Origin of the sequence: Brevibacterium sanguinis, assembly GCF_003315415.1 — a bacterium.
GTDB classification, from domain to species: domain Bacteria; phylum Actinomycetota; class Actinomycetes; order Actinomycetales; family Brevibacteriaceae; genus Brevibacterium; species Brevibacterium celere_A.
In genome coordinates, this window is record NZ_QNSB01000003.1 from 333,532 (window position 1) to 350,410 (window position 16,879).

Consider the following 16,879-nt stretch of genomic DNA (forward strand, 5'->3'; position numbering starts at 1 on the left):
ACAATATACGTTGTCCCTGACATGAGCTACTGATCGTGGTCTTGGGTCTCTTCGCCTCGCTGCTGGGACTTCTTCTTCTCTTCTTTGGCTCGGCTGGGTGCCGTGCTAGCGGCCGTTTCCTCTGCGGATGGCGGTTGGACTACGTAAAGGCTGCGCTCGCTCTGATCCGGCCTCCCGCCGGCTCGTGTATGTGAGGTGGTCGCATGACCATCACCTGCTCTCTGATTCGCTTCCGCCATGAGGCGAATGATCTCGTTCACAGCGGCGCGCTGCGGAGCGGTGAGCAGATCCGAACGGGGGTCTGGGGTAAAGGGCTCGCGGCCAGTAAAGGCCGCGGCTTCTTCCAGAACCTCAACTGGCACATCGAACACCGTTGCGAAGGAATTCAGGGTGCTCCAGGTGGGCTTGGAGTGATTCCCGCTGAGGTAACGCGATACGTTCCCTTTCGAGATGGGCACCCCGAGCTCCTCGGACCGGGCAACGATGCCGGGCTGGTTCATGCCCTTCGATCGTTTTAGCTCGTTGAGTAGTTCGGATAGTCGGCTCACGGCAATCACTTTCCAGCAGGGGCGGGGCTGGTGCAAGTCTACTGTGAAGCGGTTAGACACAAAGAACACCGCTGTAATCCTTGTTTCCGCGCGGAAGTTCAAAAAGTTTCATGAGGGGGTTGCATCCTCGCAGTCACATGGTCTAGAGTTCAAAGTGTTCAAGGAGAACAGGAAACTCAGACTTAAGGAGGTGACCAAGTGGCCGCAGCATACGACCAGTCCCGCAGGGGGTTCACTGCACGGGCTCACAAGGAGCAGATTCGGCTGGCGATGACTTTCCGCCAGTTCACGAACGCCGAGCTCGCAATGCGCGCCAAGGTCTCTCCCGGGACCGTTGGGAACATCCTCGGAAAGCGGGAGACCTGCAACCCGGAGACGGCCGCGAAGATCGCGAAGGCTCTCGGTTGCAAGACGGAGCAGCTGTTCACTCTCGAAGAGATCAGGTACGTCGCATGAACTCTCCACCGGTCGCAGAAGCGACAACCAGCACCGAGGAGCTGCTAGCACTCGGGGTGAGGCCGAAGCCGACTGACGTTGTTTTACAGGCGATGGGCGTCTTGGCCGACGAAGGTCACCCGATGGGGTTTAAGTCTGTCGATCGGATGCTTCGCCGGATGTGGGCGGATGAAGCGTACTTGGAGCGCAAGCGTGTTCGCGATGAACTCCGAATCATTGCTCAGGAGGGACAGCTTCGAACCGGGCATGAGCGTATCGCTTCAGATCCAACCGGCGAACTCGCCGCAGACCTGGCCGACTATATTAAGGTCAGGGGGGTTGATCATGGATGAGATATCGCTCGGGCCTCCGAGTCGCGGAGACTATGGCAAGTATCGCGTCTGCACTCCACTGTTCACGGCCGCCACAATCAGAGGCTCCGAAGAGTGGAAGAATGCTCGCGGCAAGATGCTGGGCGACCCGCTGTATGCCGAATGGTTCTCGTTCAACCTCGATATCATTCTTGAGCTGTTCGACCAGAGTAATGGTTTACGTGATCGACACCTCGAATACTCTGAGCGCTTCGCGTCATGGTATTCAGGGTGGGATCAACTGCCCGCCGCGCTCCTTGCTGACATAGATGCGCACCCCCTCTTCTCGAGAAGGCAGAAGTTGGCCCTGGTAAGAATGGCATCCGGTGCGCCAGCGAGTCCTCACGCCACCTCAGCCGGGTTGCCGACTTTGGGGAAAAGGCGATAGATCGGACGCTAGACGAGATCGAGTTCGACGGCAATGTCACGCGGCATGACCGCGATGTGCTTGCCCGCCGCTCCCATTACGATCGCCACGAAATCCTCTCCAGCATCGAGACGCTTGTAGAGGCGGCTGGCATACCCCTTGTTCACGTGACCATAGATCTTCCCGGTTGAGGGGTTGACGACGGCGATTGCACGCGGGTCGTGAGGGTTGTCGGGTTCGCGTCTCAGCCCAACCTCGCTACCAACCTGACGACGAACCTGGCTGTAGTACTTGTGGCCGCGGACGTTGAAGTAGAAGATGCCGAGTCGTGCTAACGGGGGCGAACCTTTCGCGGGCATCTTCCCGGATGATTTGCTGACGAACCTCAAGGCTCCGTCGCGATGCTCGACAAAGAAGTTCAAACTGCCGTCGTTGTTACGGATCAGCTCAGCCCCGGCTTCTTCTGACGTTAGCCACTTGTCGGAGACCTGCTTAGGGGGAGGGGTTGGTGTGGGTCGATCGTCTCGCAATGGCTGGTGCTGACTTCCGGCGAAGAACCACGAGAGCCCTACCACGATCAGGGCTAACCCGATGACTACGCCTAGAAAGACCCACATCGCAACCTCCCAGCTTCACCCCATCGTCCCCGAATCATATCCCGTCGCAGCACTGAAAGGAGCCGTGAGATGACGCTCGCACCGAACGAAGAAGTCGTGGACGCGGAGATCGTCCCGACCAAGATGGAAGCCGTCGCCAGTATCGAGCGGGCGATCGAGCACGCCGAGGGGTTCTGGCGGGAGATTCTGTGGCAGGTGCAGAACCGGATCTGGGAGCAGTTGGGATACGACTCGTTCGACGCGCTCTGGGAGCACCGTTACTCCCGGCTTGGTGTCCGGATCAGTCGCGATGAACGGCCTGAGCTGGTCGCGGCGCTGCGGTCCATCGGGCAGACACAGCAGGAGATTGCGGAGAAAGTCGGAGTCCACGTAAACACGGTTGCCAACGACATCTCAACCCACAAAATTGTGGGTTCAGAATCGATTACCAACTCTCGCGGACAGGCTCGTCCGGCTAGTTATAGCACCGAACCAAAATCTGAGCCTGATCCACCCCCGAACGTTGACCCCGACACCGGGGAGATCAAAGACAGCCCTTCCCCACGCGACTCAATGGCAGTCGCGCTCATCAACGATCTACGCGGCCCCTGGCGGCGAGGGATCACAAGCACGGCAAGGAAGATGACGGCCACCGAACGCAGGCTGATCATCGACGCACTCGAAAACACACTGAAGGAACTGAAGGAGATCCAATCATGAACACCCCAAGCTTCGAAGGAGTCGTCCGGTTCAAAGTCGCCGGACAGAAGGCACTCCCCAGGTGGGCGCGACAGGCGATCACAAACGCACTGGAAGTTCAGGAGTCGCCACCCGAGTCGCTGCGCTTCCAGTGCCGAATCGCGACAGATGCCCGCGAGAACTTTGCGGAGGTCAAGCTGGACGATGGCTCTAGCCTCAAGCTTCATCCTAGGTCGAACCCCCAGTTCGGGAAGAACAACGAAGGCCGCCCCTACCTGACTGTAACAGTCACGCACTCCACATCAGGTGACACCTACAGGCTGAGATGGATCGGTGGCGCTGTCCCCTCGAAGATGCAGGAAGTCGCCGTGAAACACGACAAGGGGCTTGCCGTTGCCGCGACGACGATTGGCCTTGATCTGTCGAAGGCAGAAGTGACTCCAATCCACCTCGCGACGGGGATACCACACCGATCGAAGCGGGATTACAAGGCGGAGAACGAGAGGCGGGGGCGGGGCGCACGGGCAATCCCCGGAGGGGTCAGTGGTGTTCGCAAGCGCACTCGGCATTGTGCCCGGATCACCGAGGATGACCTCGTTTCTTCGTAGCCCACCCCGCCCTCACCCCCACCCACCATCGAGCGGGGGTTCGTTCTACCCAGAAGGAGAAGCGATGAGCACGCAACAAGCTCGCCGAGCACTCCGCGATGCATTGGACGCACGCGACAGCATCGCCCGACGAATCGCTAACGACTTGGCAGACGGTCGGGACGTAGACCCCCTGCGGGTCCAAATGTACCGAGAGGCCGTCGAAGCCGTCACCAAGGCGGACGCAGCGCTCGCCTCACGATCGAAGAAGGAGACAACCTGACAACCCGAACACCACCCCACCCCACACACCCGTAACCCCCGGCACAGTCCGGGGGTTTCTCACACCCAAGGACTTGTCATGGAAATCAAGTTCAACTGCGGCGCAACCGTTAACGCCCCACCACTGCTGGTGGAGGACGTTCACACGGAACACGACCGCTACTGCCACCATTGCCCTCCCGACACGTTTTCCCTACGCCGGGATTCCGTGTGGGAGTCCCGGGTCGCGTCGGCTCTCACACGTTGGGAGTCGCTGTGACCGACTACTCCCACCAGTTGGCGTACTACCACGAAGCCGTGGACACACGCCACGACCTGACACTGACTGTTGCGGAGGCGGAGATGCAACGTTTCCGTCTCCCGTACCACGACACCCACATCAGCGGTGATGCGCTCGCGGTTCTCCGGGTCCAGTCATGACCCGTTTCAACGAAATCGTGGATGCCATCCAGTACGGGTACACCCGCACCGACCAACTCGAAGTTGAGTTTCCGGTGTCGGGGGATGCCCTCACCATCAACAGGCAGAAGGAAGTGCCATGCGTCAATTTTTTGCGGCCGCGGTCGTAACCCTCATCGCCGTCACCGTTGTCGGCGCACACCAGTACAACACCGACCGCCAAAGGTGGCTCCAATCCAAGGAATCGTCATGAGCGAAACCGAGTACATGCGCACCCGCATCCGCCGCGCAGCGGGGTTGTTGGCTCTCGAGAACTCGGCGGATGGTCTCACCCCGGACGGGATGACCGTGAAACAGCACGCCGACATGCTCGAAAGGTACGCGCTCCAACAGGTGAGTGGTCTCGTCCTGACGGGCACGGCGTGGATTGAGGCTGCAGAGCAGATCACCCACACACTCCGGTGCCTCGCAGAACCAACGAAGGAGAAAGCATGATCCAACTCGATCAACTCCTCACGTCAAAGCAGGTCGCGGAGGCGTGGGGAGTCCGTGAGCAGCACATCAACAAACTCCGCAGGCGCGGGGAGCTGACCGCCATCGGTATTGGTGGCGCATACAGGTACGACCCGAAAGACCTGCAGAAATACCTTGAACGGCAGAAGGGAAAGAACTGATGGTGAACACCCGCAAAAGCATTCCCCAGTTCGACGTGAAAGACCTCCACAACGGCACCGCACAGTTCGTCATCAACCAAGGCGCGATCGAGGTGGAAGTCCGCCTCGACGCTGACCAGGTGGACGACCTGCAAGCCGCCCTCGAGGCTGTCGGGCATTCGATGGAGGACTGGCATCGGGAACAGGAACGATCCGAGTACGCGGACATGCAGAACCTCAGGAGGCAGTAGTGCGCATCGTCCTCAGCTCAGCCCTGGTTTTCGCTGGGGCTTTACTCATGCTCGCATCCGGTGGCGCGACGAACTCCGGGCTGCTGCTCGGTTGGTCATTCGCTGTTGTCGGTGTCCTCACAGCGGGAGGTCTGATCCATGCCCGATAAGGACTCGAAGCTCCCTGCCCACCTGCGACCCCCGACATGGAAACCCCCACGCGACCGGCGCACCTATTCGGACCCGACACCTGACGCGGCGATCCGCCGGCTGGAAAGGGGGCAGTGATGTGTCTCTGCAAGAAGTGCTCGAAGGACTGTCCATGCCTATGCCACTCGCTGACCGGGCGACGACCGATCAAACCCGTTAACCGACGTAAGTGGGATTATCCCCACCGTTAATCCCAGGAGGGAACATGACTTACGCATTGCTCGCCTCATCCGAGGACCGGGAAGCGTGGATGGAGGCCCGCCGTGGTGGTGTGACCGCCACCGACATTGCCAGACTCATCACCTCACCCTCCGAGTGGGCTGCGGTCCGCGCCGAGAAGGCCGGGGAAGTTGGGTTCCGGGGCAACAAAGCCACGAAGTGGGGTGAGGAACGGGAACCGATCATCGCGGCGAAACTGGACGAGAAGTATCCGGGCCTCACTCACAACACTCACACGATCGCGAAGGACGGCGCACCCCAGTACCTTGCCACCCCGGACATGATCGGCCGCGAGCTGTTGTGCCAGATCAAAACCGCGGGACTGAAACCGGGGGAGTCGATCTGGTGGGCACCACCCGAGAAGTACGCGATCCAATGCCAGTGGGAAATGTGGGTGGCCGACCGGGAAACCAACATTCTCGCCGTCGAATACCACCGCTCCTACGAGCCGTTCGAAACAGTGTTCGAGTACATGATACGCCGTGATGACGAGCTGATCGCGGATCTCGTCAACGTCGCAGATTTGTTCCTGGCGGGTGCGTCGTGGGTGTTGGATCAACGCCTCCGCGAAGTGGCCGCGATCCGTGCCGAACTCACCGCAGTGAAGGAACGCCTCGAGGATGCGGAGAACATGATCCGCAAAGAGGTGGGCGACCACACCCGGTTCGCTTACGCCTCCGACGTTGGGTCCATCAAGTTCGGTCCGGTGAAGGACCGGGAAACGTTCGACTCGAAACGGTGGCTCGCGGACCACCCTGACGGCAAAGGCACGTACGTGAAGCTGTCACCCCAACCCCCACGACTGACGATCAACACGAAGGAAGAATGATGGGCAACTACAAAGGACCGCTCGATCGTCTTCTTGCGAAGACTCGTCGGGTTGATAGCGGGTGTCTTGAGTTCACTGGAGCACGAAGCTCCCAGGGGTACGGATTCGTCCGCATAAACGGGAAGAATCTGTATGCCCACCGGGTGAGCTATCAGCTGCAGGTTGGTCCGATTCCGGACGGCATGGTTATTGACCACTTGTGTCGGAACACGTCGTGCGTGGAGCCGACACACCTGGAGTCCGTCACTCCACAAGAAAACACTCTACGGGGCGTGAGCATCCAGGCAAACAACGCAAGAAAAACTCACTGCCTCAGGGGGCACCCCTTCGAGGGCGACAATCTGCGCATCGACACCACGGGCCGACGAATCTGCCGAACCTGCAAACGAGAAACTCAACGACGGCTAAGGAGTAGAAATGGGTAGCCAATACAAAGGACCGATGGACTACATCGACGTCAGTACTCGCATCGTTGAATTCCGAGAGAAATACCCGGACGGTCGGTTGCGGCAGAAGGATGTGCAGTTCATCGACTTCGCCGGGAAATCGTGGGTGGTGTTCACCGCTGAGGCATGGCGTGATGCCGACGACCCTGCACCCGCTCACGGCACCGCATGGGAGCCTGTTCCCGGCCCAACGCAGTTCACCCGTGACAGTGAGCTGCAGAACGCGGAAACCGCCGCATGGGGTCGCGCAATGGTCGCTGCTCTCGCCGTTGACACGCGGAAGGGAATCGCATCATCGGAGGAAGTGCGGAACCGTCAGAAGCCGGAAGGACCGCCGCCCCGCAACTGGCAGGCGGAAGCTCTCGCATTGCAGAACGCTGGCAACGTCGAAGGGTTGAAAGCACTCGCTACGCAAGCGGCCAACCTGAAACTCGACACGGTGGTCAACGGCATTAACGGCATGATCCAGGCCATGACCGCGGAGAGCTGACGTGGAGCTTACGCCCGTCAAAATCGAGCAACACATTCTCGGATTGTCGAACCGGATCGCGAACTCCGCAGCTGTCTGCAACGACCGTTACCTCGAGTTCCTCACTGCCGATCGTGAGTACGACCGGGCCTACGCTCAGGCGTTCATGAGTCATGACGGAGCGCAGGGGGAGAAACGGTACGCCGCCGAACTCGCCACCACAGAGGAACGGGAACGCCGGGATGTTGCGGACGCCGCACACCGGTACGCAGACCGGCTCTCTAAAGCACTGCAGTCGGAGCTGCTGGCGTATCAGTCACTCAACAAATCCCTGCTCGCCCAATACCAGGTGGCGGGAACCGGAGAACGGTAACCACACACGAAACCACGGGTCGCCTACGGGCGGCCCTTTCGCATTTCAGGAGAAAACATGAGCACTATCCCACCCACCCCTGTTGTCGTCGTCGAACCACAGACCAGCCTCAAGGAAAACTTCTACCACTTCTGCGTGCTGCTCGTCGCCAGCATCCCTGTCACGTTGGCGTTCGCGGCGATCGCCTGGTGGCTCGGTCCGCTGATCTTCGAGGATGCGTACACGTTCTCGTTCTGGCAGACGTTCGCGCTGATCTTCTTTCTGCGGTGCATCGTCCCTCGCCCCATGTCTTTCCGGTACCAGCGTGGCCCGTGGGTGAAGCGGTGACCATCCCCGCCCCCATGCTTCGTCAGCTTGTCCTCCGCGACAACCTCACATGCCAATGGTGCGGCATCGAATACCCGGCCTTGCGCGGTTACCCGATCGTCCCGCACCACCGCCGTAACCGCGGAGCCGGGGGAGGGGTGCACCAGTTAGCCGAACTCGTGCTCGTGTGCAGTTCGCATAACGGGGAGTTCGAGGACGGGCTCAGGGACGAACCCCTCGAACGAGGATTCCGCATCCCCCGCAACAACATCGTCAGCGCCGAGAATGTGCCACTCATCGACTACACAGGCACACCGTGGCTGCTCACCAACCGTGGCACCAGGATCAGAGGAGATAGTGATGTGCCCCCGACCCAAATTCCAGATCAAACGTCATGGACCCCATGAGTGGAGGGTGTACCTCCTGCTGTGCGACGGGAGAGTGCATGTGACCACTGAGTCCACCGTGGATGCGGCGTTGACGGTCGCGTTGGACGAGATCGCGGCACGGAGACACAGGCCGATGGAGGTGACGGGGTGAGCTTCATCCGCATCACCACCTACCACCCGGACGGCCGCATAGTCACGGGCGTCACTCAACAGGTGCACATCAGCGCACAGGAGGCGTTCGACCGGAGACTGGCGCGACTGAGGGTCGCACCGCAGGGGTTCGACGCCAACCGCGGGGACCTCACGATCCACCTCCACGCCACTGCCGTCGTCGAATACGAGCAGATGCTCGAGTACGCCGAGACCCTCGACGGGCTCGACAACCACCAACCAGCACTGCCGATGGAGGCGAAATGACCGAAGAATGGAAGCCAATTCCAGGCTGGGAGGGCGTCTACGAAGCGAGCTCGCTGGGCCGCATCAAGAGCCTCGCCCGCATCGTCCTCCGCGGCGGTCGTCCGATGAAGGTGGCCGAGAAGATTCTCAAGCCGAGTATCCACCACACTGGCTACCGGCGTGTGATCCTCACCCGCGGCGGGGGACGATCCGAACGCTTGGTGCACTCCGTGATCGCAGAGACTTTCCACGGCCCGCGACCTGAAGGTTTGGAAGTCCGGCACCGCAACGGTGACAAGTCCGACAACTCCGCGGCGAACCTCGCCTACGGCACATCCGCGGAGAACAAGCAGGACATCCTCGACCACGGGCGACACCCGCTCAAGAACCGCACCCACTGCCCAGCTGGGCATGAGCTCGTCGGCGACAACCTGGTTGCATGGGAGCTCGAGCGCGGGCACCGGAAGTGCCGTGCCTGTGCGTGCGCTCACTCGAAGGTGCACCATCACCGTGAGCTCGCCCCGCATTTCCAGGCGATCGCGGACGGCTACTACCAGGAGTTCGCAGGGGTGGCGGCGTGAGTGAGTTGACTGTGACTGACCTGTTCTCCGGCTTCGGTGGGTCGAGTGTCGGCCTCGAGCATGCTGGCTACAAGACCGTGATCGCTGCGAACCACAACCCGCAGGCGGTCAAGAACCACCAGCTCAACCACCCGGACACTGAGCACCGGATCGCCAACCTCAGCGAGACCGATTTCCGCACGTTCCCGAGGACGAACCTCTGCTGGGCCTCCCCGTCGTGTGTCTGGCATACGCCGGCCGGTGGGCGGAAGAAGCTTCCCATCGTCGACGAGCTCCGACGCGAGGATGTTGGGGCAGTGGACAGGGCTACGGCGTTCGCTGTCGTCCAGGCAGCCGAGGTGCACGCCTACGAAGCGGTCATCGTTGAGAACGTCCCGGAGTTCCGCGATTGGGTGCTGTATCAGCCGTGGATTGGGATGATGCGCGTGCTGGGATACCGAGTTCAGGAGACCGTCATCGACGCCTACGACGTTGGCGCGGCTCAGTATCGGCGCCGTCTGTTCCTGGTGTTCACCGAGCATGGGGCTGTTGATCTGTCCCTGCCGGCCGCACCGCGGGTTCACGCCGATTCGATCCTCGAGCTCGGCGGGGAGAAGCGGGTCACGCGGCCCATGTACATCACCCCGCAACTCGAGCAGATCACCGAGGACGACGTGAGACACCTGGTGATGTACCGGAAGAATGCTCGAGCGCATCGCGCGGACAGTCGGCCGCTGGCGACGATCACCACGTCCGGCACGCATCACGGCGTGGCATACCGCAGCCGCGGCGAATTCTTCTACCGGATGCTCAGCGCTCGTGAGCTCGCCCGCGGGCAGGGGTTCCCCGACGACTTCCAATTCGCTGGGACCGTCTCGGAGATCAAGCGCGGCATCGGAAACGCGGTCGCCGTCCCGGTCGCCCGATTCCTGGGGGAGAGAGTCGCACAGGTCCAGGGATGGGTCACCCCACCCGCCGCTCGTGACCTTGTGGCCGCGTGCGCCGAAACACTGGGGGCGGCGTGAGCATCTACTACCAGGACGACAACGTGACCCTGTACCACGGGGACTGCGCCGAGGTGTTGCCCACCCTGGAGCCGGTGGAACACATCATCACAGACCCCCCCTACTCGGAGCACGTTCATTCGAGCGCCAGGTCGCGGAGGATGCAGGCGGCCAACGACAGGGGCGGACGCTACGGAGCCGACATTCGACGAAACGTCGACCTCGGGTTCGACCATCTCGACCCGAGCCTTCGGGCCGCGTGTGCGGCCGAGTTCGCGAGGATCGCTACACGGTGGGTGCTTGTGTTCTCTGACGTGGAATCCGACCACCTGTGGCGCGATGATCTGACCGCCGCCGGACTGGATTACGTGCGCACGGGCGCATGGATCAAGATCGGCTCGACGCCCCAGTTCTCTGGCGACCGACCAGCTACCGGCTTCGAGGCAATCACCATCGCGCATCCGAAGGGGCGCAAACGGTGGAACGGCGGCGGGAAGCACGCCGTGTGGACGTTCCCGATCGTCCTCGACCGCGGGCGAACCGGTGGGGTCAGACTGCACACCACACAGAAGCCACAGGAACTCATGCACGAGCTCGTCGCCCAGTTCACCGACGAGGGCGAGACCATTCTGGACCCATTCGCCGGGAGCGGCACGACCCTTGCGGCGGCTCGAATGGTGGGGCGAAAATCCATCGGCATTGAGGCGAATGAACGGTACTGCGAGATCATCGCCCGCCGCCTCGACCAGGGCGTCCTCGACCTGGGAGGGATCGCATGACCGCCTGCAAACTCGACGGTTGCGCGAAACCCGCCCACGCCCGTGGTTGGTGCATGAACCACTACAGCCAGTGGAACCGGGGCCAGACACCCACCCTGAACCCTCGCAACACCGTCCCCGCGAGCAAGGTTCGACCGCACCTGTTGGAGTTGCGGAAACTCCGCAAGTGGCGGGCGTTGGCGGAAATGATTGGGTGCTCGGAGCGGACTCTGATGACCCTGGCACGGCCTGACTCCAAACAGGTTGGGGTGAAGATCGCGGAGGCGATTCTCACTGAGGCGGGGATTGATTTGGATGTTTTGGATGAGGAACCGCAGCCGAAAATCTCGTGGCCGGAAGTCGCAGAGTACGCGAAAACCCCGGAGGGGCAGGAATTTATTGAGCAGTGCCGGACACTACGAACGGAGGAAGCAGCGTGAGCACCGAACTGGATGTGAGACCCACACCTACAGACCATGATGACGACGACAGCTACCTGCACACATGCTGCCCGCTGACGAACGGGCGATGGGCGTTGTGCGGGAGGAACGTTGCCGCCGAACCATGGGTGGATGACTGTGACGTGACGGATGAGGAATGTCCCGCGTGCGACGAGTTCTACGAGACAGACTTCTGTGCCCACTGTGCGATGGGGGCCGAATGACTGAGTACCTGCTCGACATCTGGGTTCCCGGCAGACCTGTCCCGCAAGGGTCACTGTCCCGCAACCGCGCCGGGGTCACCTATCAGAAGAAGTCCCTTGTGGATTGGCGGAACCTCATCAACCAAGCCGCTGCGGATTACACGGGCACATGGTTCGGGGAGTGGGCACCACTGGATGAACCTGTGGAGGTGATCGGCCGGTTCTACCTGCCCCGACCGAAGTCCGCGACCCGAGTTCACCCCACCGTGAGCCCGGATGTGGACAAGCTCGCGCGCGGTTTGTTGGATGCTCTCGCACCGAAGAGAAACCGGAAGATCGCAGACGGATCGTTCCTCGCGGACGATTCCCGTGTGATCCGACTCGACGTGACGAAAACATACGCACACGGCCTCCCCGGCGACGGTGAGGTTCCTGGTGTGCGCGTGAAAGTGAGGAAGTACGAATGATCACCGTGTACCAATCCCCGGGCTGCTCTGGCTGCCGGATGACGAAGATGGTCCTCGACCAGAAAGAGGTCACCTACGACACCGTTGACCTGACCCACAACGAAGGCGCGCTCCGTGCCGTGAAGTTCCTCGGCTACCAGAAAGCGCCTGTTGTCTGCGTCACCTACCCGGATGGGTCGAACGACCACTGGTATGGGTTCCGCCCGGACAAAATCCAGGAATACATCGACAAGACGAAGGGCGCAGCATGAGCATCGGATTGAAAATCAACGACCCCGCTCTCAATGAGCGGATCAGGAACACGCCACAGGAGCGACATCAAGCTTCGTTGGCGATCGTGTCCGCACTCCCGCGGGAGGACGCGCGGATGATGCTGGAAATGCTCGGGCTGACGGGAAGGGAGTAGCAATGGCACAGGTTGCAACAAAGGTCGAGCTGCTTCATGAGGTGGGCACTAGGTTCACTATTGGCGAGCTTCGGGACTTCATTGACCGCCTCGAGGCGGCCGAAAGCGACGACGACCTCGCGGTCTCAATTTCCCCTGCGGTGGATTCGATCGTCATCACAGGCTATGTGGAGGGGTAGTGAGCACTAGAAGCGTCAGGCCTCACGAGCATGCTTACTACAGCGCAGGCCGGTGGCTCCTGAATCAGCTCTATGTCATCGGCTGGCCGGATCTGGAAATCATCAAGGTAGGAACAACTTCAGTGGGGAGGCGGCGATACGGTCCGTTCCTTGCTCGGGGTGGAGAAATGCTCAGCCTCGCCTCGTATCCAAGCTGTGAGCACTTGGATGAGGAATCTCGCCTGCAGTCTGAAATGAGGGCGCGGTGGCCGCCCGCATTCTCATCGAAGGTAGACGCATCCTCGGCGCTCGGCGGTCACGGTGGCGGGTACCTCGAATGCTTCCGCGTGCCGCTGTCCGATTGGCCGGAAGTGGTTGGGCTGCTGAGGGGAGTCAAGAATGGCGAAACTTAAGGGCCATCTGTTTGCTCGGCTGGCTCTAGATTACTTCGACCACCCTAAGATTGCCGCACTTTCAGACTCGGCGATCGTCGCACATCTGGAGATGATCGTCTACTCCCGCAGGTATCTCACGGACGGCCTGATTCCGATGCGGGTGGCAATGCGCTACCCAGTGCCGACAGTAGACGAGTTGTGCTCGAATGATCCGTCGAATCCATCAGTGACGCGAAACGATGACGGTTCACTCATCCTTCATGATTACGGGGATTTCCAGGAGCTCAAAAGCGATGTTGAGGATCGTCGCAGGTCAGGAAGGGATGCCGCCGAGAAGAGATGGTCGGGCAATGCGGGTGGCAATGCTAAGAGGAATGCCCCCGGCAATGCCCCGAGGAATACAGAGACAGAGACAGAGACAGAGACAGAGATACCCCCTATATCCCCCAAGGGGGACAAGATGGAAGGTTTCGCCGAGTTCTGGGAAGTGTACCCACGGAAGGTCGCCAGGAAGGCGGCAATGGCAAAGTTCCCTAAATGCGTGAAGGAGGCTGGAGGCGTGCAGAAGCTCATCGACGCAGCCGAAGCCTACGCGCAGAGCGTGGAGGGGAGGCCGATTGAGAAGATCGCCCATCCCACCACCTGGCTCAACCAGGGCAGGTGGGACGACGAACTCACACTCAACCTCGACGATGAAAGGAGTTCAGGATGGAGCGATCCACTTCCGAGAGCGAACGCGCACTGATCGGGTCCGTGCTCCTGTCGGGCGGCAAAGCCCTGGATGAGGTGTCCCTCGATCCGGAGGACTTCTACGAACCTCGCCATGAGAGTGTGTGGCGGATCTTCCTGGACATGCGCCGTCGTGGGGAGGCGATCGACACCGTGACCGTTAACCAGCGGGTGCAGTCGATCCCAGACCTGCGAGGGCAAGTGACTCCCGCAGAGTTGTACAGCTACACGCGGGACACCCCCACCACCGCGGCTGCTCCCGCGTACGCGAGGCATGTGGCCGAGTTGGCTACTCGCCGGCGTATCCGTATGGAGGCGTTGGCGATCGCAGACATGGCCGTGGAGGCCGAGTCGGTGGGGGAGTTGGTGGATCAGGCTCGAGCACGGATCGAGCAGGCTGCGAGGGTGAACGTGTCTGCGGTGAAGCCGATCGGGGCGACGATCATGCAGACGGTGCAGAACCTCCGCAAACCGATCATTTACACCCCAACACCGTGGACGAACCTCAACCATTTCATCGGCGGGTGGAGGCCAAGCAGCCTCTACGTCGTCGGCGCCCGCCCCGGTGGGGGGAAGTCCATCATGGGTGCGCAGGCCGCGATCAGCCTCACCGACTCAGGGGCGGTGGCGTTATGCAGTCTCGAAATGTCTGAGGAGGATCTGCAGTTGCGGATCATCTCGCAGAAATCGGGGGTGGACATGACTTCACTCTTGAACCGGTGCACCACGAACCTTGAAATCGAGAAGGCGACCACTGCGGCGCAGAACCTTCTCAATGCGCCGTTGTTCATCAACGATCGGGCGGCAATGACGTTGAACGATGTGCGGTCGTTCGTTCGGTCGGTGGCCCGTCAGCAGAAGCTCGGCGGGGTGGTGGTGGACTACCTGCAACTCATGGAGGCGACGAGTAAGAAAGAGCGACACCTCGCGGTGGGGGAGCTGTCCCGCGGGTTGAAGCTCATGGCGAAGGAACTCCACGTTCCCGTGATCGCCTTGTCGCAGCTCAACCGGGGATCGGCCGATCGCCCGGATAAGAAGCCGACTCTCTCGGACCTCCGGGAGTCTGGGTCGATCGAGCAGGACGCGGATGCTGTGATCCTCCTGCACCGGGAACACCACGAGTCGGACGAACTGCATGTCAACGTCGCGAAGAACCGCCAAGGCCCGCCGGGATCACTCATCCTCGGCTGGCGTGGCCATAACTCGATGCTCACCGATTAGGAGACCAAATGGCATTGAAGGGTAAACCAAACCAGGCGCGAACCGGTGTCCTTGAGCGTTGGCTCGACAGTCTGTCGGATGACGACCGGGCGGAAGCGGAATCGTACCTGCGGGATGAGCACCATTACGGGCCGGTGAGCCTGATGAAGGCTTTCCGGCAGGACGGGTACAACGGATCTGAGGGGCCGATCAGGAGATGGCGGGAGGAGAACCGTGGCGTTGAAGGGTAAACCGCGGCCACGTATTCAACCCGACATGCGGGAGCGGGTGCGCGTGCTCACGCTGGATATCGAGACTCGCCCTCATGAGGCGTACGTTTTCGGCCTGTGGAAGCAGGACATTGGTATCGCGAAGCTGATGGAGCGCGGGCATGTGATGTGTTTCGTCGCGAAATGGTACGGGGAGAAGGAAGTCATCTTCCGCTCCGACCACCATGACGGGCATGAGGCGATGATCCGCGCCGCCTGGGATCTGCTCAACGAGGCGGACCTCATCGTCACGTACAACGGCATCTCGTTCGACATGCCTCACTTGAACCGGGAGTTCGCGCTGCTGGGACTCTCACCACCATCCCCGTACAAGGACATTGACCTGATTCGGGTGGTCAGGAAGCAGTTCAACTTCTCCTCGAATTCTCTCGCGAACGTCGTGGAGGAACTCGGCATCGGCTCGAAGATGGACACTGGCGGGTTCGAGCTCTGGCGCGGGTGCATGAACGACGACCCGAAAGCGTGGGCGAAGATGAAACGCTACAACGTTCGGGACGTGGCAATCACGGAACGCCTCTACGACCGTCTCCGGCCCTGGATCAAGGGCCACCCGCATTTGGGCATGTTCAGCGGCGACGAATGGTCATGCCCGAACTGCGGCAATCAGGACATTTCCACGAACCGTCAGGGCGAGGCGCACACGTTCGTCCAACGGTACAAACAATTCCAGTGCCCGAAGTGTGGCACATGGATTCGATCGAATCGCCGGTTGCAGAACCCGGTGCAGACACGGCACTCACGCTAACCCCCGGACGGGGGTTCTTTCATTTCAGGAGAAAACACATGGCAGACATCACCATCGTCGGAACGATCACCGAACCGGCGTTGCGTTTCACGCAGTCCGGCAAAGCAGTCCTCGGCTTTAGCCTTGCGGAGAACCATTCGAAGAAAGATCAGAACGGGCAGTGGCAGGACGACGGCACCACCTGGCGGAAGGTCAGCGTGTGGGACCGGAAAGCCGAAGCCCTCGCGGAGGTGCTGCAGAAGGGCGACCGGGTGATCGTGGTCGGGACGGAGCGGATGCGGGAGTTTGAGGCGAAGGACGGTTCGAAGGGCCAGTCGCTCGAGCTCAACGCCCGTGAGGTTGGGAAGGTGCCGAAACTGCAGAAGCAGGACCAGGGCGGCGGGTATCGGCAGGGCGGCTATACGGGGCAGGAGCATCAGCCGCAGGGTGGTTGGGCGCAGAACCCGCAAACCGATCCGTGGGCCAGTGGTCCGAGCGGGGAGCCCCCGTTCTGATGGCCCGGTGCGCGGAATGCGGCAAGTCCTGGGGAGGGCGCAAGCCGGAGCATTGCACCGTCTGCCACGAAACGTTCTCGGGCACGACCGCTGGGGACAGGCATCGTCGCGGAGAGTACCCGAATCGCTCATGCTCCACGGATGGATTGGTGCACAACCCGGATCGGGACGTGTGGCAACTGCCCGGAACGTGGGCGGAACGCGAACACAGCTAGAAAATGAGGCG

General features: G+C 61.1%; 31 protein-coding genes. 29 read left to right on the forward strand and 2 right to left on the reverse strand.

Features of this window, described 5'->3' with window-relative positions; translation table 11 throughout:
- Positions 1-26: 26 nt before the first annotated feature.
- The gene (locus tag DFO65_RS05930; protein ID WP_147233260.1) at positions 27-617 is read right to left on the reverse strand and encodes a helix-turn-helix domain-containing protein; all 591 of its coding nucleotides are present in this window, start codon (positions 615-617) and stop codon (positions 27-29) included.
- 129 nt (positions 618-746) lie between these two features.
- Between DFO65_RS05930 and DFO65_RS05935 the strand changes: the two genes are divergently transcribed.
- Together DFO65_RS05935 and DFO65_RS05940 are read left to right on the forward strand one after the other, a co-directional pair.
- Complete coding sequence (locus DFO65_RS05935; RefSeq protein WP_113903485.1) at positions 747-1,004, forward strand: helix-turn-helix transcriptional regulator; 258 nt, start codon at positions 747-749, stop codon at positions 1,002-1,004.
- Positions 1,001-1,336: a hypothetical protein gene (locus tag DFO65_RS05940; protein WP_147233262.1), complete on the forward strand. Its 336-nt coding sequence runs from the start codon at positions 1,001-1,003 to the stop codon at positions 1,334-1,336. The genes DFO65_RS05935 and DFO65_RS05940 overlap by 4 nt, the downstream gene beginning before the upstream one ends.
- Before the next feature lie 414 nt (positions 1,337-1,750).
- Here the strand turns inward: DFO65_RS05940 and DFO65_RS05945 are convergent, their stop codons facing one another.
- Positions 1,751-2,338 (reverse strand): HIRAN domain-containing protein, encoded by a 588-nt coding sequence (locus DFO65_RS05945; protein WP_113903487.1) that lies wholly within the window; start codon positions 2,336-2,338, stop codon positions 1,751-1,753.
- Positions 2,339-2,407: 69 nt separating this feature from the next.
- Between DFO65_RS05945 and DFO65_RS05950 the strand changes: the two genes are divergently transcribed.
- From DFO65_RS05950 to DFO65_RS17445, 27 genes are all read left to right on the forward strand, one after another.
- Complete coding sequence (locus DFO65_RS05950) at positions 2,408-3,037, forward strand: hypothetical protein (RefSeq protein WP_113903488.1); 630 nt, start codon at positions 2,408-2,410, stop codon at positions 3,035-3,037.
- Entirely contained in the window at positions 3,034-3,624 is a 591-nt protein-coding gene (locus tag DFO65_RS05955) for a hypothetical protein (RefSeq protein WP_113903489.1), read from the forward strand. The genes DFO65_RS05950 and DFO65_RS05955 overlap by 4 nt, the downstream gene beginning before the upstream one ends.
- Before the next feature lie 516 nt (positions 3,625-4,140).
- The gene (locus DFO65_RS16905) at positions 4,141-4,305 is read left to right on the forward strand and encodes an ABC transporter ATP-binding protein (protein WP_147233264.1); all 165 of its coding nucleotides are present in this window, start codon (positions 4,141-4,143) and stop codon (positions 4,303-4,305) included.
- A gap of 228 nt (positions 4,306-4,533) precedes the next feature.
- Positions 4,534-4,779 (forward strand): hypothetical protein, encoded by a 246-nt coding sequence (locus DFO65_RS05965; protein ID WP_113903491.1) that lies wholly within the window; start codon positions 4,534-4,536, stop codon positions 4,777-4,779.
- The gene (locus DFO65_RS05970; protein WP_113903492.1) at positions 4,776-4,958 is read left to right on the forward strand and encodes a helix-turn-helix domain-containing protein; all 183 of its coding nucleotides are present in this window, start codon (positions 4,776-4,778) and stop codon (positions 4,956-4,958) included. The genes DFO65_RS05965 and DFO65_RS05970 overlap by 4 nt, the downstream gene beginning before the upstream one ends.
- Positions 4,958-5,188: a hypothetical protein gene (locus DFO65_RS05975; RefSeq protein WP_113903493.1), complete on the forward strand. Its 231-nt coding sequence runs from the start codon at positions 4,958-4,960 to the stop codon at positions 5,186-5,188. Before DFO65_RS05970 ends, DFO65_RS05975 begins: the two co-directional genes overlap by 1 nt.
- A 394-nt stretch (positions 5,189-5,582) precedes the next feature.
- Positions 5,583-6,425 (forward strand): YqaJ viral recombinase family protein, encoded by an 843-nt coding sequence (locus DFO65_RS05980; protein ID WP_113903494.1) that lies wholly within the window; start codon positions 5,583-5,585, stop codon positions 6,423-6,425.
- On the forward strand, positions 6,425-6,850 hold the full coding sequence (locus tag DFO65_RS17440; RefSeq protein WP_113903495.1) for an HNH endonuclease signature motif containing protein: 426 nt from the start codon (positions 6,425-6,427) through the stop codon (positions 6,848-6,850). The genes DFO65_RS05980 and DFO65_RS17440 overlap by 1 nt, the downstream gene beginning before the upstream one ends.
- Positions 6,851-6,866: 16 nt before the next feature.
- Positions 6,867-7,361, forward strand: coding sequence for a hypothetical protein (locus DFO65_RS05990; RefSeq protein ID WP_113903496.1), 495 nt, complete (start codon positions 6,867-6,869; stop codon positions 7,359-7,361).
- A gap of 1 nt (position 7,362) precedes the next feature.
- Complete coding sequence (locus DFO65_RS05995; protein ID WP_113903497.1) at positions 7,363-7,713, forward strand: hypothetical protein; 351 nt, start codon at positions 7,363-7,365, stop codon at positions 7,711-7,713.
- A gap of 57 nt (positions 7,714-7,770) precedes the next feature.
- Positions 7,771-8,040 carry a hypothetical protein gene (locus DFO65_RS06000; RefSeq protein WP_113903498.1) on the forward strand — a complete coding sequence of 90 codons (270 nt, stop codon included), beginning with the start codon at positions 7,771-7,773 and terminating at the stop codon, positions 8,038-8,040.
- A gap of 515 nt (positions 8,041-8,555) precedes the next feature.
- Positions 8,556-8,825 carry a hypothetical protein gene (locus tag DFO65_RS06005; RefSeq protein ID WP_113903499.1) on the forward strand — a complete coding sequence of 90 codons (270 nt, stop codon included), beginning with the start codon at positions 8,556-8,558 and terminating at the stop codon, positions 8,823-8,825.
- Positions 8,822-9,385: an NUMOD4 motif-containing HNH endonuclease gene (locus DFO65_RS06010; protein WP_113903500.1), complete on the forward strand. Its 564-nt coding sequence runs from the start codon at positions 8,822-8,824 to the stop codon at positions 9,383-9,385. Before DFO65_RS06005 ends, DFO65_RS06010 begins: the two co-directional genes overlap by 4 nt.
- Before the next feature lie 11 nt (positions 9,386-9,396).
- On the forward strand, positions 9,397-10,389 hold the full coding sequence (locus DFO65_RS06015) for a DNA cytosine methyltransferase (RefSeq protein ID WP_220151243.1): 993 nt from the start codon (positions 9,397-9,399) through the stop codon (positions 10,387-10,389).
- Complete coding sequence (locus DFO65_RS06020; protein WP_113903502.1) at positions 10,386-11,147, forward strand: DNA-methyltransferase; 762 nt, start codon at positions 10,386-10,388, stop codon at positions 11,145-11,147. Before DFO65_RS06015 ends, DFO65_RS06020 begins: the two co-directional genes overlap by 4 nt.
- Before the next feature lie 53 nt (positions 11,148-11,200).
- Positions 11,201-11,566, forward strand: coding sequence for a hypothetical protein (locus DFO65_RS06025; protein WP_113903503.1), 366 nt, complete (start codon positions 11,201-11,203; stop codon positions 11,564-11,566).
- A complete protein-coding gene (locus tag DFO65_RS17055; RefSeq protein ID WP_181778633.1) occupies positions 11,563-11,790 on the forward strand; it encodes a hypothetical protein in 228 nt (75 codons plus the stop codon). Before DFO65_RS06025 ends, DFO65_RS17055 begins: the two co-directional genes overlap by 4 nt.
- Complete coding sequence (locus DFO65_RS06030; protein ID WP_181778634.1) at positions 11,787-12,236, forward strand: RusA family crossover junction endodeoxyribonuclease; 450 nt, start codon at positions 11,787-11,789, stop codon at positions 12,234-12,236. Before DFO65_RS17055 ends, DFO65_RS06030 begins: the two co-directional genes overlap by 4 nt.
- Entirely contained in the window at positions 12,233-12,487 is a 255-nt protein-coding gene (locus DFO65_RS06035; RefSeq protein ID WP_113903505.1) for a glutaredoxin family protein, read from the forward strand. The genes DFO65_RS06030 and DFO65_RS06035 overlap by 4 nt, the downstream gene beginning before the upstream one ends.
- Complete coding sequence (locus tag DFO65_RS17060; RefSeq protein WP_181778635.1) at positions 12,484-12,642, forward strand: hypothetical protein; 159 nt, start codon at positions 12,484-12,486, stop codon at positions 12,640-12,642. The genes DFO65_RS06035 and DFO65_RS17060 overlap by 4 nt, the downstream gene beginning before the upstream one ends.
- Before the next feature lie 2 nt (positions 12,643-12,644).
- Positions 12,645-12,821 (forward strand): hypothetical protein, encoded by a 177-nt coding sequence (locus DFO65_RS17065; protein ID WP_181778636.1) that lies wholly within the window; start codon positions 12,645-12,647, stop codon positions 12,819-12,821.
- 378 nt (positions 12,822-13,199) lie between these two features.
- Entirely contained in the window at positions 13,200-13,940 is a 741-nt protein-coding gene (locus tag DFO65_RS16910; protein WP_147233266.1) for a hypothetical protein, read from the forward strand.
- A complete protein-coding gene (locus DFO65_RS06045) occupies positions 13,904-15,145 on the forward strand; it encodes a replicative DNA helicase (protein ID WP_113903507.1) in 1,242 nt (413 codons plus the stop codon). Before DFO65_RS16910 ends, DFO65_RS06045 begins: the two co-directional genes overlap by 37 nt.
- 8 nt (positions 15,146-15,153) lie before the next feature.
- Positions 15,154-15,375: a hypothetical protein gene (locus DFO65_RS06050; protein ID WP_113903508.1), complete on the forward strand. Its 222-nt coding sequence runs from the start codon at positions 15,154-15,156 to the stop codon at positions 15,373-15,375.
- Positions 15,359-16,159, forward strand: a complete 801-nt coding sequence (locus DFO65_RS06055) for a ribonuclease H-like domain-containing protein (RefSeq protein WP_147233268.1) — start codon at positions 15,359-15,361, stop codon at positions 16,157-16,159. The genes DFO65_RS06050 and DFO65_RS06055 overlap by 17 nt, the downstream gene beginning before the upstream one ends.
- Before the next feature lie 38 nt (positions 16,160-16,197).
- On the forward strand, positions 16,198-16,653 hold the full coding sequence (locus DFO65_RS06060) for a single-stranded DNA-binding protein (RefSeq protein ID WP_181778637.1): 456 nt from the start codon (positions 16,198-16,200) through the stop codon (positions 16,651-16,653).
- A complete protein-coding gene (locus DFO65_RS17445) occupies positions 16,653-16,868 on the forward strand; it encodes an FDXHR family putative zinc-binding protein (protein ID WP_428844217.1) in 216 nt (71 codons plus the stop codon). The genes DFO65_RS06060 and DFO65_RS17445 overlap by 1 nt, the downstream gene beginning before the upstream one ends.
- Positions 16,869-16,879: the final 11 nt, after the last annotated feature.

Excerpts from the sequence above, each read along its gene's own strand:
- DFO65_RS05970 (WP_113903492.1), top strand. The coding sequence starts at position 4,776 with ATGATCCAACTCGATCAACTCCTCACGTCAAAGCAGGTCGCGGAGGCG.
- DFO65_RS17060 (WP_181778635.1), top strand. The coding sequence starts at position 12,484 with ATGAGCATCGGATTGAAAATCAACGACCCCGCTCTCAATGAGCGGATC.
- DFO65_RS16910 (WP_147233266.1), top strand. The coding sequence starts at position 13,200 with ATGGCGAAACTTAAGGGCCATCTGTTTGCTCGGCTGGCTCTAGATTAC.
- DFO65_RS06000 (WP_113903498.1), top strand. The coding sequence starts at position 7,771 with ATGAGCACTATCCCACCCACCCCTGTTGTCGTCGTCGAACCACAGACC.
- DFO65_RS05965 (WP_113903491.1), top strand. The coding sequence starts at position 4,534 with ATGAGCGAAACCGAGTACATGCGCACCCGCATCCGCCGCGCAGCGGGG.
- DFO65_RS05950 (WP_113903488.1), top strand. The coding sequence starts at position 2,408 with ATGACGCTCGCACCGAACGAAGAAGTCGTGGACGCGGAGATCGTCCCG.
- DFO65_RS05990 (WP_113903496.1), top strand. The coding sequence starts at position 6,867 with ATGGACTACATCGACGTCAGTACTCGCATCGTTGAATTCCGAGAGAAA.
- DFO65_RS05945 (WP_113903487.1), bottom strand. The coding sequence starts at position 2,338 with ATGTGGGTCTTTCTAGGCGTAGTCATCGGGTTAGCCCTGATCGTGGTA.
- DFO65_RS06025 (WP_113903503.1), top strand. The coding sequence starts at position 11,201 with ATGAACCACTACAGCCAGTGGAACCGGGGCCAGACACCCACCCTGAAC.
- DFO65_RS05955 (WP_113903489.1), top strand. The coding sequence starts at position 3,034 with ATGAACACCCCAAGCTTCGAAGGAGTCGTCCGGTTCAAAGTCGCCGGA.
- DFO65_RS06045 (WP_113903507.1), top strand. The coding sequence starts at position 13,904 with ATGGAGCGATCCACTTCCGAGAGCGAACGCGCACTGATCGGGTCCGTG.
- DFO65_RS06050 (WP_113903508.1), top strand. The coding sequence starts at position 15,154 with ATGGCATTGAAGGGTAAACCAAACCAGGCGCGAACCGGTGTCCTTGAG.
- DFO65_RS06030 (WP_181778634.1), top strand. The coding sequence starts at position 11,787 with ATGACTGAGTACCTGCTCGACATCTGGGTTCCCGGCAGACCTGTCCCG.
- DFO65_RS17065 (WP_181778636.1), top strand. The coding sequence starts at position 12,645 with ATGGCACAGGTTGCAACAAAGGTCGAGCTGCTTCATGAGGTGGGCACT.
- DFO65_RS17440 (WP_113903495.1), top strand. The coding sequence starts at position 6,425 with ATGGGCAACTACAAAGGACCGCTCGATCGTCTTCTTGCGAAGACTCGT.
- DFO65_RS17445 (WP_428844217.1), top strand. The coding sequence starts at position 16,653 with ATGGCCCGGTGCGCGGAATGCGGCAAGTCCTGGGGAGGGCGCAAGCCG.
- DFO65_RS06035 (WP_113903505.1), top strand. The coding sequence starts at position 12,233 with ATGATCACCGTGTACCAATCCCCGGGCTGCTCTGGCTGCCGGATGACG.
- DFO65_RS05940 (WP_147233262.1), top strand. The coding sequence starts at position 1,001 with ATGAACTCTCCACCGGTCGCAGAAGCGACAACCAGCACCGAGGAGCTG.
- DFO65_RS05975 (WP_113903493.1), top strand. The coding sequence starts at position 4,958 with ATGGTGAACACCCGCAAAAGCATTCCCCAGTTCGACGTGAAAGACCTC.
- DFO65_RS06010 (WP_113903500.1), top strand. The coding sequence starts at position 8,822 with ATGACCGAAGAATGGAAGCCAATTCCAGGCTGGGAGGGCGTCTACGAA.
- DFO65_RS05980 (WP_113903494.1), top strand. The coding sequence starts at position 5,583 with ATGACTTACGCATTGCTCGCCTCATCCGAGGACCGGGAAGCGTGGATG.
- DFO65_RS06060 (WP_181778637.1), top strand. The coding sequence starts at position 16,198 with ATGGCAGACATCACCATCGTCGGAACGATCACCGAACCGGCGTTGCGT.